The 13,155-nt window shown below is 39.6% G+C and carries 14 protein-coding genes; 12 read left to right on the forward strand and 2 right to left on the reverse strand.

Translation table 11 applies throughout. The features are described 5' to 3' along the window. The first annotated feature begins 3 nt into the window (after positions 1-3). From HPT25_RS09230 to HPT25_RS09250, 5 genes are all read left to right on the forward strand, one after another. Positions 4-429 carry a DUF4395 domain-containing protein gene (locus HPT25_RS09230; RefSeq protein WP_173062902.1) on the forward strand — a complete coding sequence of 142 codons (426 nt, stop codon included), beginning with the start codon at positions 4-6 and terminating at the stop codon, positions 427-429. Positions 430-654: 225 nt separating this feature from the next. Then, the gene (locus HPT25_RS09235; protein WP_173062905.1) at positions 655-1,278 is read left to right on the forward strand and encodes a YhbD family protein; all 624 of its coding nucleotides are present in this window, start codon (positions 655-657) and stop codon (positions 1,276-1,278) included. Between the two features lie 15 nt (positions 1,279-1,293). Continuing rightward, positions 1,294-2,013: a cytoplasmic protein gene (locus tag HPT25_RS09240; RefSeq protein WP_173062908.1), complete on the forward strand. Its 720-nt coding sequence runs from the start codon at positions 1,294-1,296 to the stop codon at positions 2,011-2,013. A gap of 15 nt (positions 2,014-2,028) precedes the next feature. Continuing rightward, positions 2,029-2,751: a cytoplasmic protein gene (locus tag HPT25_RS09245; protein WP_173062911.1), complete on the forward strand. Its 723-nt coding sequence runs from the start codon at positions 2,029-2,031 to the stop codon at positions 2,749-2,751. Between the two features lie 13 nt (positions 2,752-2,764). Beyond that, on the forward strand, positions 2,765-4,288 hold the full coding sequence (locus tag HPT25_RS09250; RefSeq protein ID WP_173062914.1) for an MDR family MFS transporter: 1,524 nt from the start codon (positions 2,765-2,767) through the stop codon (positions 4,286-4,288). 200 nt (positions 4,289-4,488) lie between these two features. Here HPT25_RS09250 and HPT25_RS09255 read toward each other — a convergent pair whose 3' ends face one another. Together HPT25_RS09255 and HPT25_RS09260 are read right to left on the reverse strand one after the other, a co-directional pair. Continuing rightward, positions 4,489-4,692 (reverse strand): YdiK family protein, encoded by a 204-nt coding sequence (locus HPT25_RS09255; protein WP_173062917.1) that lies wholly within the window; start codon positions 4,690-4,692, stop codon positions 4,489-4,491. Then, positions 4,689-5,405: a CPBP family intramembrane glutamic endopeptidase gene (locus HPT25_RS09260; RefSeq protein WP_173062920.1), complete on the reverse strand. Its 717-nt coding sequence runs from the start codon at positions 5,403-5,405 to the stop codon at positions 4,689-4,691. The genes HPT25_RS09255 and HPT25_RS09260 overlap by 4 nt, the downstream gene beginning before the upstream one ends. A gap of 344 nt (positions 5,406-5,749) precedes the next feature. On the opposite strand from HPT25_RS09260, the gene groES reads away from it, so the two are divergent. The 7 genes from groES to HPT25_RS09295 all read left to right on the forward strand — a co-directional run bounded on the left by groES (position 5,750) and on the right by HPT25_RS09295 (position 13,102). Continuing rightward, on the forward strand, positions 5,750-6,037 hold the full coding sequence (gene groES / locus HPT25_RS09265; protein ID WP_173062922.1) for a co-chaperone GroES: 288 nt from the start codon (positions 5,750-5,752) through the stop codon (positions 6,035-6,037). A gap of 49 nt (positions 6,038-6,086) precedes the next feature. Continuing rightward, positions 6,087-7,724 (forward strand): chaperonin GroEL, encoded by a 1,638-nt coding sequence (gene groL, locus HPT25_RS09270; protein WP_173062925.1) that lies wholly within the window; start codon positions 6,087-6,089, stop codon positions 7,722-7,724. A 644-nt stretch (positions 7,725-8,368) separates the two neighbouring features. Further along, positions 8,369-8,740 (forward strand): DUF956 family protein, encoded by a 372-nt coding sequence (locus HPT25_RS09275; RefSeq protein ID WP_173062927.1) that lies wholly within the window; start codon positions 8,369-8,371, stop codon positions 8,738-8,740. 488 nt (positions 8,741-9,228) lie between these two features. After that, a complete protein-coding gene (locus tag HPT25_RS09280) occupies positions 9,229-10,200 on the forward strand; it encodes a mannose/fructose/sorbose PTS transporter subunit IIA (protein WP_173062930.1) in 972 nt (323 codons plus the stop codon). A gap of 28 nt (positions 10,201-10,228) precedes the next feature. Beyond that, complete coding sequence (locus HPT25_RS09285) at positions 10,229-11,035, forward strand: PTS mannose/fructose/sorbose transporter subunit IIC (protein ID WP_173062933.1); 807 nt, start codon at positions 10,229-10,231, stop codon at positions 11,033-11,035. 18 nt (positions 11,036-11,053) lie between these two features. After that, positions 11,054-11,965: a PTS system mannose/fructose/sorbose family transporter subunit IID gene (locus tag HPT25_RS09290; RefSeq protein ID WP_173062935.1), complete on the forward strand. Its 912-nt coding sequence runs from the start codon at positions 11,054-11,056 to the stop codon at positions 11,963-11,965. 120 nt (positions 11,966-12,085) lie between these two features. Beyond that, positions 12,086-13,102: an oxidoreductase gene (locus HPT25_RS09295; RefSeq protein ID WP_173062938.1), complete on the forward strand. Its 1,017-nt coding sequence runs from the start codon at positions 12,086-12,088 to the stop codon at positions 13,100-13,102. Positions 13,103-13,155: the final 53 nt, after the last annotated feature.

Here is a 13,155-nt window from a genome sequence, read left to right on the forward strand (position 1 = left end):
ATCGTGTCTAAAACAGTGCATTCTATTCCCCGGCCGCTTGTGAAAACAAACCAGTGGGTGATTGTTGTTAGTGTAGTGTTAACGTGGGTAACGGGGCAGGCTTGGTTTTTATTATTGCCATTTATCGCCGGGTTGTTCGGTCTAATTACAGGGCTTAATCCGATTATGCAGATTGCAAAACTATTTTTAAGGAAAGAGCCCAAAGCTTATATCCCTGAGGATGGGGAGCAACAGCAATTTAACCAAAAAATTGCCTGCACCTGCCTTGGCCTAGGATTTGCCAGCTTTATGCTAGGGTGGAATATCCTAGGCTATGTATTCACCGCAATGGTCGCAATTGCTGCGTTTGTTGCGATCCTTGGTTTTTGTATCGGCTGTTTTATCCTATATCAGTGGAAACAGTATAAGTATAGAAAAGCTCGTCAATAAGTTTTAGGGAGTGAAGTTTGTTTCAGCCCCTTTTGATATTTTATTGGATGTTAACTACTTCCATTATTCATTCCATAAAGGTGTCAGGCACCATGTGAAAATTTCACATGGTGCCTGACACCTTCTTTTTTATATATGAAGCCCTTTTTTCCAATAAAAGTATTTTGGTGCTTTACAAGCGTAACAGTGTTATGTTACATTGTTATACAGAAAGGGGTTATTGAAATGAGTGAGGAGTTAATTTCAAAGAAGGAGTTATTAGATTTAACGGGTATTTCTTACGGGCAGCTGTATCGGTGGAAGAGGAAAGATCTTATTCCGGAAGATTGGTTTATTCGTAAATCTACATTTACTGGACAAGAAACATTTTTCCCAAAAGAAAAGATTTTAGAACGAATCGAAAAAATCCAAATGATGAAGGAAAATCTGTCACTGGATGAACTGGCAAACATGTTTTCACCCAATGTAGCTGATTTAAAATTAGGAGAAAACGAATTAATAAAACGTAACATTGTTTCGGTAACGGTGTTAAATTTATATATTGAAAACGAAAAAGGCGGTCCGCAGTTGGATTTTTCACGAACACTTGAAGCTTATGTATTAGAAAAACTACTGCAATCAGGAGAAATAAATTTGGATGAAGGGAAAATGGTGGTCCAGATTTTGAAAGACAACCGGTCAATCATTAAACAGAAAAGCGGGGAATTAGTGATTACAAGGAAACTGGGGGTTTCATCATGCTTATTATTGATCAATACAGAGGCTTTCCATTTTGAGAACGGTACAAAAGTGGTATCACGGACTTCGCTAATGCACTGCATGGAAGAACTAAAAGCGAAATTATTATAAAGGGGAATGGATCATATGGATACAAAAAAACGCGGAGACCTGCACATTAATGGAATTGGCGGCTCCAATGGCGGCCAATTTGAACAGGTGACAATCAATGGAAGAGGGACTGTAAAATCTGATATTGACTGCGACGTATTTGATTGTAACGGAGTTGCTACGGTAAAAGGGAGTGTGAAGTCTGAAAAAGCGAAGGTAAACGGAAAGGTGAAAGTCGAGGGCTCGCTGGAATCTCAAGTGCTGGACGTTGACGGAACTGCCACCATTAAGGAAAACCTGTTTGTTGAAAAATTGACGGTAAATGGCCATGTTTCTGCCGGTGGCCGTGTAAAAGGCGAAGAATTTCAAATAAAGGGTTTGTTCAAGGCTGGAGGAGATTGCGAAGCAGAAACGTTCCATGCGGAATCACACTTTTCTATTGACGGGCTGTTAAATGCTGATGATATTGACGTGAAAATCTACGGAGAGTGCAAAGTAAAAGAAATAGGCGGTCAGACCATCACAGTAAGAAGCCGGGAGACACTGATTGGCAGCTTGCTTAAACCATTTGCGAAGACACAGCTGGTTACAGATTTAATTGAAGGGGACAGAATTGATTTGGAAAGCACGTCGGCAAAAGTTGTCCGTGGAAACAATGTGAAAATCGGCCCTGATTGCAGCATTGGAGTTGTTGAATATACAGGAGAAATAGTTATCGCTAATAATGCCAGTGTCGGCGAAAGCAGAAAGGTTTAATAGGGGGATGGGCAAATGAGTAAAGTGGAAAATTTGATTATCAATGGATCTGGCAGTTATGGCGGCGGCCATTACGATAAAGTTAGCATTCGCGGTGAAGGCACCATTGTCCACGATGTGGAATGTTCTCAATATCACGTTTTTGGAACAAGCAGGGCGGAAGAGAATATTAAGGCAAATTCAGTAAAGGTGCTGGGTGAAGCTGCTGTGAAGGGAAATATGGAGGCGAAGCAAACGACCGTCATTGGAACATTGGAAATTGGTGGCCGTGCCTGCCTGGAGAAAATGAAAATCCTTGGATCACTTGATGTAGGAGAGAGCATTAATGGTGAGAAAGCCACTATCAAAGGAAGTCTATCTGTAAAAGGCAACGTCGAATTTGAAACGTTTGAATCGAGCGGCGGTTTTGATATTAAAGGATTATTAACTGCCGATATCATTCAAGTAGGTCTGAATTACGGGGATAACAAAGCAGAAGAAATGGGCGGTGGGAAAATCACGGTTAAAAGAGGAGCATGGCTGATTCCTTTCACAAGCATTCCACTAACAAAAAAAGCAGGTTTCCTTTCCGTTCAGGTCATTGAAGGGGATGAAATTTATTTGGAAAACACCAAGGCTGAAATGGTTAGAGGAAAGATTGTGAAAATCGGCCCTGGATGTGAAATTGGGGCAGTTGAATATTCCAAAGATTTTTCCGAGGATAAAAATTCAACTGTGAAAACTACAAAAAAGGTGTAAAAGGAGTTTTGTGATGGCTGCAAAAGAAAACAAATTAGGATTGGTTGTTGCGGGGTTGCTACTGGGGATATTGATGGCTTCAATGGATAATACCATAGTTGTAACAGCGATGGGAACCATAGTCGGTGATCTTGGCGGGCTCGATAAATTTGTCTGGGTGGTTTCCGCATATATGGTTGCCGAAATGGCAGGGATGCCGATCTTCGGAAAACTATCTGATATGTATGGCCGGAAACGGTTTTTCATTGCGGGATTAATTCTATTTATGTTTGGATCGGTTTTGTGCGGTACTGCGCAAACCATTACCCAACTAAGTATTTATCGGGCTATTCAAGGAGTTGGCGGCGGGGCTCTTGTTCCTATTGCTTTCACTATTATGTTTGATCTATTTCCTCCAGAAAAACGAGGGAAAATGGGCGGCATGTTTGGTGCAGTCTTTGGTTTATCCAGTATTTTCGGACCATTAATTGGTGCTTACCTGACCGACCACATCAGCTGGCATTGGATTTTCTATATTAATTTGCCGCTGGGGATTTTGTCGCTGATTTTTATTGTCCTCTCATACAAGGAGTCCGCTATTCATCAAAAGCAGTCCATCGATTGGTGGGGGGCTCTGACACTTATTGGAGCTGTGGTTTGTTTGATGTTTGCCCTGGAACTTGGCGGACAGAAGTATGATTGGAATTCCATCAACATATTAAGTTTGTTCGCAGGTTTTGCGGTGTTATTTGTTATCTTTCTTTTTATCGAGACGAAAGCAAAGGACCCCATTATTTCGTTTGCTATGTTTAAAAATCGTCTATTTGCTGGAAGTACGATTGTCGGTTTGTTTTACGGGGCAGCGTTTATGGCGACAACCGTCTATATTCCGATTTTTGTTCAAGGCGTGTATGGCGGAAGTGCTACGAATTCTGGATTGATTTTATTGCCAATGATGCTCGGTTCTGTCGTAACGGCACAGGTTGGCGGTTTTTTGACATCTAAGATGAGCTATCGGAACATTATGTTTTTATCTGGTGTCATACTGATTGGCGGACTTTTATTATTAAGCAGCATTACTCCTGATACGAGCAGAGCATTATTGACTATTTACATGATTGTCATCGGTCTTGGAGTTGGCTTCTCGTTTTCCGTATTGAGCATGGCGGCAATCCACCCATTTGGAATGGAGCAACGGGGGTCAGCTACCTCTACTAGCAATTTTATTCGTTCCCTGGGAATGACCATCGGGATCTCGATCTTTGGCACTATTCAACGGAGCCATTTTAGCAGCAAGTTAACAGATGCTTTTGCGGGAATGGGTTCTATGACGAAAGGACAGTCTTTCGGAAATGACTCGAGGGCGTTGTTATCAGAGCAAGTAAGAAAGCAAATTCCGCCGCAGATTCTTGAAAAAATCACGGATGCTTTATCCTCGTCGATTGTTCACACCTTTACATGGGCGCTTGTTCCTGCCGGCCTCGCTTTCCTGTTTATCTTTATTTTGGGCAAAGAGCGGATGGTATTTAAGCGGGAAGAAGGCACAAAGTCTGTTTGAGCATGGAACCAATTAAAAAAGAAACACACGAGATTTTTCCATCCGTGTGTTTCTTTTTAGCCGATAGAAAAGTAAAACTTTCCTATCAGGTATATAAGGAATGCTTCGTGAGCATTAGCCTCGCAGTTGAGAAGCTGTGCTTTTCGGCGAACTCCGCCTCTGTCTTCATCCTAACGGGCTCGCCAGTCGGCGAGTATTCTTTATTGTTTTTTAATTTTATCCCGAAAACGAATGTGAAAAGCAATCAATTTAATGCCGGAGCCGAGATCAAAGGTAGCCAGGATGACGAGAAGAATACTGAAGAACCCCCAGCCGCTTGTTTGGACATCATTAATGGCAAAATAGGTAAACAATCCCCCAAGTAAAAGATAAATCAAACCCGAAAGTAACGGTGAACGACTCATGAAAAGAATCCTCCGATAAAGTTTTGAACCTTCTCAGTATCCCGCAGCAGCCGCTCGATATCATTTCGGTAGACAGATTGCACCATAACCACCAGGGTATTCATCGATACATGCGCAAAAATCGGCACAATAATACGTTTTGTCTTTACATAAAGAAACGCGAACGTAAAACCCATGGCCGCATAAATCAGAATATGCATAAAATCCATATGCGCAAGAGCAAAAATCAACGAACTTATCAAAGCCGAAATGACAAAATTAAACCGTTTATAGAGTGACCCGAAAATAATTTTGCGAAATACAATTTCTTCTAGAATCGGCCCGGCAATACTGGTGACAATCACCGCCGATGGAAGCGTATTGATAATATCAATAATTTCCTTTGTGTTTTCTGATCCAGACGGGATTCCTAAAAAATGCTCAATAATAGCAGCGAAATATTGGGCAAATAACGCTAAAAAGAAACCAGAAATGGCCCATACAACTGAGTGGCCGAAGGAGCTGCTCCTTTCATTAGAGCCTCCGCCCTTCATTTCTTTCCGTAAAATAATGAGGACAATGATCAGTGCACTACTAAAACTAATAATCAGCCAGACAGGGATCGCTAATTTTCCTTGGAGATGAAATCCTTTAATCAAAACAGGAATTCCAATTAAACTCGAAAACTGCATCGCGATATATACAATTAAAATAATCCAATATTCCTTTTTCAAACGAGTGTCTCCTTTAAAAGCTATTTTCTGATCTAGAATCTTTCTATTTTTCATTCTACCTTTAAAAGCCGTTTTGTTTCAATTTTGAACCTTTTTTCAAAATTCATGTATAGAAATGGACTTGTTTCACATACTTTATAAGGTTGAATATGGGCGGAAATTTAACCTTTCGTGTATAAGCTATTTTGCTATTGTTTTCCCGTCCGGTAATTTTTTCTTTAAAAGTTTATGCATCATACTTGCAAAAGATTTTCAGATTCATTATTATAATAATTGTGTTAGCACTCATTAATAACGAGTGCTAATAATGACCGAAAACATATACATTTGAGGAGGTTGTTTGAATGTTAAGACCATTAGGAGATCGCATCATCATCGAATTAGTTGAATCAGAAGAAAAAACTGCTAGCGGGATCGTATTACCGGACACAGCTAAGGAAAAGCCTCAGGAAGGAAAAGTTGTTGCCGTAGGTACTGGCCGCGTCCTTGATAATGGGGAGCGCGTAGCACTTGAAGTTTCTGAAGGCGATCGCATCATCTTCTCAAAATACGCGGGTACTGAGGTTAAATACCAAGGTAACGAATACTTAATTTTACGTGAAAGTGACATTCTTGCTGTTATCGGCCAATAAGGCTGGGACTTAAAAAATAGTTTTAAATATAAGAGGAGGTTTTTGAAAAATGGCTAAAGAAATTAAATTTAGTGAAGACGCTCGCCGCGCGATGCTTCGCGGAGTAGACACTCTTGCAAATGCTGTAAAAGTAACTCTTGGACCTAAAGGACGCAACGTGGTTCTTGAGAAAAAATTTGGTTCACCGCTAATTACAAATGATGGTGTTACCATTGCAAAAGAAATTGAATTAGAAGATGCATTTGAAAACATGGGTGCTAAGCTTGTTGCTGAAGTAGCAAGCAAAACAAACGATGTTGCCGGTGACGGTACAACAACTGCAACGGTTCTTGCTCAAGCGATGATTCGCGAAGGCTTAAAGAACGTTACTGCTGGTGCTAACCCAATGGGCATCCGTAAAGGGATCGAAAAAGCAGTTGTTGCTGCAGTTGAAGGTTTAAAAGAAATTTCTAAACCAATCGAAGGTTCTGCTTCTATCGCACAAGTTGCTGCTATTTCTTCTGCTGACGAAGAAGTCGGTCAATTGATTGCTCAAGCTATGGAGCGCGTGGGCAACGATGGTGTCATCACAATCGAAGAATCTAAAGGCTTCTCAACTGAACTTGATGTTGTAGAAGGTATGCAATTTGACCGCGGTTATGCTTCTGCATACATGGTTACTAACACTGACAAAATGGAAGCTGTATTAGAAAATGCTTATATCTTAATCACTGATAAGAAGATTTCTAGTATTCAAGAAATCCTTCCAGTTCTTGAACAAGTTGTTCAACAAGGCAAACCATTACTAATCATTGCAGAAGATGTTGAAGGTGAAGCACTTGCTACATTAGTAGTAAACAAACTTCGCGGCACATTCAATGCAGTAGCTGTTAAAGCTCCTGGCTTCGGCGACCGCCGCAAAGCAATGCTTGAAGATATCGCTGCTCTAACTGGCGGTGAAGTAATCACTGAAGAGCTTGGCCGTGATCTTAAATCTGCAAGCATCACTTCTTTAGGCCGTGCTTCTAAAATTATTGTAACAAAAGAAAATACTACAATCGTAGAAGGTGCTGGAGACGCTGATGCTATTGCTGCTCGCGTAAACCAAATCCGTGTTCAATTAGAAGAAACGACTTCTGAATTTGATCGTGAAAAATTACAAGAGCGCTTAGCTAAATTAGCTGGCGGCGTAGCAGTTATCAAAGTTGGTGCTGCAACTGAAACTGAGTTGAAAGAGCGCAAACTTCGCATTGAAGACGCATTGAACTCTACTCGTGCAGCTGTTGAAGAAGGTATCGTATCCGGTGGTGGTGTTGCCCTTCTTAACGTATACAACAAAGTGGCTGCACTTCAAGCTGAAGGCGACGAAGCAACTGGTATCAACATTGTTCTTCGTGCAATCGAAGAGCCAGTTCGTACAATTGCTACAAACGCTGGTCTTGAAGGCTCTGTTATCGTAGAGCGCTTGAAAAATGAGCAAGTTGGCGTAGGCTTCAATGCTGCTAACGGTACTTGGGTAAACATGATCGAAGCTGGTATCGTTGACCCAACTAAAGTTACTCGCTCTGCACTTCAAAACGCTGCATCTGTTGCGGCTATGTTCTTAACAACTGAAGCAGTTGTTGCTGACAAACCAGAACCAGCTGGTGCCGGAATGCCTGATATGGGCGGCATGGGCGGTATGGGTGGAATGGGCGGCATGATGTAATAACGCCCCTAAGCCCTTGAAATAATTGGGTTAATATGCAAAATGAGAGTGTAATGCGAACGTTTTGCTAACATAGGATTTTAATTGGAGGCTTCCAGTAAGTTAAGTAAACTTATGGGAAGCTTCTTTTTTATTTCTTGGTTAACATGGAGATAGACATTTTTCGAGATTTGATCATCAGAATGTTCAATTCTGCCCATCATTTGTTCGGGTGAACACACTAGCTTCGGCAAGAAGTGATGTATGTTATGTCTTAATGAATTGCGGTGTTATCTCAGGAGTAGATCCAAAATTCTAAGCACCTTTCATATCCAATCCCTCATGGCTGAATTTAAGAAAAAAATCTAGCCGTAAGAGCTAGGAAGTGATTGATAGGCTGCTTGTTAGATTTGAGCTATACATTAAAAAATTGTAGAGATTGGATTTACTGAAATATAGAATCTCCTAGCACATTCTACCTTTTTTTAGAAGAAGGTTATCCAATAATTATTATCTTAGGTCTATTCTTAGTCGTTATTGCCGAACACTTAATCCGTCTATATAATTTTGAAGATTATGCTCAACTTGTCACAAGTATCTTTTGCTTAAAGTGATAAAAAGAGTATAATAATTATTTATTAAAAGAAAGAAATGGAGTAGATCAAATGGTCCAATCAATCAATACAAAAGTCGATTTAGTTATTGATGCAACCTCACATATGGGGATTGCAGATTATGGTAAAATAATGATTGGAGACAAAGGATTTGAATTCTTCAATAATCGTGATACTCGTAAGTTTATTCAAATTCCTTGGGTAGAAGTTGATTACGTGACGGCTTCAATCATGTTCAAAGGGAAATGGATCCCACGTTATGCTATCCAAACGAAGCGAAATGGGACATATTCATTCTCTTCTAAAGAGCCGAAAAAAGTTCTGCGAGCCATTCGTGAATACGTTGATCCGAATCAAATGGTCCAATCATTAAGTTTCTTTGATGTCATTAAACGCGGCTTGAAGAGTAAATTTAATAAGTAATAGTTTTACATACAAGACAGGTTGGAACTTGTCTTTTTTTTGTTAGGATAAATTCCAAATTGTTAATTAATTGTGACAAATTTAAAATAAATTATTTTAAAAAAATAACTTCCCTCTTGAAAGAGACTATCCCGTGTGCTACAATCACATATGTAAGCTCATTAAAGTGATGCAGCAAACATTGAAAAAGAATGTATTTGATGCAGAAGCTGTATATTTAACACTATAATTACAGCGTTTTCAAAATAAATTTAAATAGCCATTATTTTTTACGTGTTACTGATTTGATCAGGCATGAGTGAAAAGTATTGATTGAAATGAAGTATATGGGGCATTCTGTACCTATAAGTTCATTTTAATTGACTTTTTCCTCATGCCTTTTTTATGTTTTTGTTGAAACTGTAATCGCTTTATATGAGCTGAAGAAATGCTTTAGGGATTTTACCATATTTATTTAAGCTTTAACAAAAATAATAGGAGGTAAAAAGATGGTAGGAATTATCATTGCTAGTCACGGTGAATTTGCCAATGGTATCTTGCAATCTGGAGAGATGATCTTTGGAAAACAAGAAAATGTACAAGCTGTTACATTGATGCCGAGCGAAGGACCTGATGATGTAAAGGCAAAAATAAAAGAAGCAATCGCCTCTTTCGACAACCAAGACGAAGTATTATTCTTAGTCGATCTTTGGGGTGGAACTCCTTTCAACCAAGCGAACAGCTTGTTTGAAGAACACAAAGACAAATGGGCAATCGTTGCTGGTCTGAACTTACCAATGGTAATTGAAGCTTTTGCATCGCGCTTCTCTATGAACACAGCGCGTGAAATTGCTGTGAATATTCTGGGCACAGCCAAAGAAGGGGTCAAAGTAAAACCCGAAGAATTAGAACCAGAAGCACCATCTGTTACAGTTGCTGCTAAATCATCAAATGCAGGCGCTCCCGGTAAATTTGAATACGTGTTAGCACGTATCGACTCTCGTTTACTTCACGGACAAGTAGCAACTGCTTGGACAAAAACAACACAGCCTACACGTATCATCGTTGTATCTGATGCAGTAGCTAAGGATGATCTTCGTAAGAAATTGATCCAACAGGCTGCTCCTCCAGGTGTAAAGGCACACGTCGTTCCTATTAAAAAAATGATCGAACTTGCAAAAGATGATCAACACTTCGGCGGCCAGCGCGCGTTACTACTTTTCGAAAATCCACAAGATGCGCTTAGAGCGGTTGAAGGCGGCGTTCCATTGAAGACAATCAACGTTGGTTCTATGGCACACTCACCTGGTAAAGTACAACCGAATAAGGTGTTGGCTTTTAACCAAGAGGATATTGATACTTTCGCTAAGTTGAAAAAAGCTGGTTTGAACTTCGATGTACGTAAAGTTCCGAACGATTCAAAAGGCGACATGGACGAAATTATCAAGAGAGCTCAAGAAGAGTTAAACAAACAAAAATAAATCCAGAGAAAACGGAGGATTAATAAACATGGATTTGAATGTGATTCAAATAATATTAGTCTTTATCGTAGCATTTTTAGCTGGTATGGAAGGGATTTTGGATGAATTCCAATTCCACCAACCACTCGTTGCTTGTACGTTAATTGGCTTAGTTACAGGAAACTTAGTACCATGTCTTATCTTAGGTGGTACTCTTCAACTGATCGCTTTAGGTTGGGCAAACATTGGAGCTGCCGTAGCACCGGATGCTGCGTTAGCATCAGTTGCATCTGCAATTATTTTAGTTTTAAGTGGACAAGGTAAAGCTGGTGTGGCTTCTGCAATTGCGATTGCTGTTCCGCTTGCAGTTGCTGGCCTTTTATTAACAATCATCGTTCGTACTCTTGCAACAGCAATCGTACACTTTATGGACGCTGCAGCTCAAGAAGGAAACATCAGAAAAGTTGAATTTTGGCAAATCGTTGCTATCTGTATGCAAGGATTACGTATCGCTATCCCAGCTGCATTAATCGTAGCTGTTGGTGCAGGTCCGGTTAGAGACTTACTCTCATCTATGCCAACTTGGTTAACAGGCGGTTTAGCAATTGGTGGGGGAATGGTCGTAGCCGTTGGTTATGCAATGGTTATTAACATGATGGCTACAAAAGAAGTATGGCCATTCTTCGTAATTGGTTTTGTATTAGCATGTATTTCACAAATTACACTTATCGGTCTTGGTGCAATCGGTGTGGCTCTTGCACTTATCTATTTAGCGCTTTCTAAACAAGGCGGCTCAGGTAATGGCGGAAATTCCAACACTGGTGATCCACTAGGCGATATTATTGATAGTTACTAAGAAGGAGGGCGCATAAAAATGGCAAATGAATTAAGATTATCCAAAAAAGATCGTATTTCTGTTTGGTGGCGTTCCACTTTCCTTCAAGGTTCTTGGAACTATGAACGTATGCAAAACGGCGGCTGGGCATATACGATGATTCCCGCTATCAAACGATTATATAAAACTAAAGAAGATCGTACTGCTGCACTAAAACGTCACTTAGAGTTCTTTAATACTCACCCATATGTAGCTTCACCTATTATTGGTGTAACTTTAGCGCTTGAAGAAGAACGTGCAAATGGTGCGCCGGTTGACGACACAGCCATTCAAGGGGTTAAAGTCGGTATGATGGGGCCTTTAGCAGGTATCGGGGATCCGGTTTTCTGGTTCACTGTTAGACCGATCCTTGGTGCGTTAGGCGCTTCTCTTGCTTTGACCGGTAACATCCTTGGACCGATTATTTTCTTCGTTTTATGGAATCTTATTCGTATGGGATTCACATGGTATACACAAGAATTTGGTTACAAAGCTGGTTCTAAAATTACTGACGACTTATCTGGCGGATTACTTCAAGATATTACGAAAGGTGCATCCATCTTGGGGATGTTCATCCTTGGTTCATTAGTTAACCGTTGGGTATCTGTAAAATTCACGCCGGTTGTATCCTCAGTTAAACTTTCCAAAGGTGCTTATATAGACTGGAATAATTTACCCGCTGGAGCACAAGGGATTAAATCTGCATTAGAACAGCAAGCTTCTGGTCTTTCATTAGAACCTGTTAAAGTAACTACTTTACAAGGCAATTTGGACAGCTTAATTCCTGGTTTAGCTGGATTGCTTATTACGTTCCTTTGCATGTGGCTGCTTAAAAAGAAAGTTTCTCCAATCGTAATGATTCTTGGGTTGTTTGTGGTCGGTATTGTCTTCCACTTAATCCACCTAATGTAATATATTACAAGTAAATCGGCACCTCTTGATTTGATAAACACATCAATTTAAGAGGTGCTTTTCGTATGCAACCCGGGTTAAGGATAGATATTAAAAATAAATATATTTTAGGAGGCTGCTATGCTTACTATTGGTTATATTGGAAATGGGAAAAGTACTAACAGATATCATCTGCCGTTCGTACTGCAAAGGGAGAATATTAAGGTAAAAACCATTTATCAAAGAAATCCTGAGAATGAAAGTTGGGATCGAATTGCAGGAGTAAATTATACTTCTAATTTAGATGAACTATTAAATGACAAGGACATTCAACTCGTTGTGGTTTGTACAAGACATGACAGTCATTATGAATACGCAAAATTAGTATTAGAACATAATAAAAACTGTTTGGTCGAAAAGCCTTTTATGGAAACCTCAGAACAGGCAAAAGAAATTTTTGCAATAGCAAGAGAGAAAGGGTTAATTGTTCAGGCGTATCAAAACAGACGTTTTGATAGTGATTTTTTATCAGTTCAAAAGGTCATTGAAGAAGGGAAATTAGGGGACTTGCTCGAAGTAGAAATGCATTACGACTATTATCGTCCCGAAGTACCAGAGTCTGTTCATTCTTTTGATCCTGCTTCTTCATTTTTATACGGACATGGTTGTCATACACTGGATCAGGTCATCAGCTATTTTGGCAAGCCGGATCATATACATTATGATGTAAGGCAATTATTAGGACAGGGAAGAATGAATGATTATTTTGATTTAGATTTATATTATGGCAAGCTAAAGGTATCTGTAAAATCCAGTTATTTTAGACTTAAAGAAAGACCTAGCTTCGTCGTTCATGGGAAAAAAGGGTGTTTTGTGAAAGAAACCAAAGATCGTCAGGAAGAACATTTAAAGTTATTTTATATGCCTGATCACAAAGATTTTGGCATAGATACAATAAAGCATTATGGTGTACTGACATATATTGATGAAGAAGGAACAATCCACGAAGAAACAGTGAAATCCGTAAATGGTGATTATGGAAGAGTATACGATGATTTATATGAAGTCATTATAAATGGTAAAAATAAAACTATTACAGACGAACAGATATTGCTGCAAATGGAAATATTAGAAACTGGAGTTAAAAACTTAAAGTAACATTAATGGCTTATTCTTTTGTAGGGGGTTATTAAGTAAATCCTTGGTTTGAC

The sequence above is a fragment of the Neobacillus endophyticus genome (assembly GCF_013248975.1).
GTDB lineage: Bacteria > Bacillota > Bacilli > Bacillales > Cytobacillaceae > Neobacillus > Neobacillus endophyticus.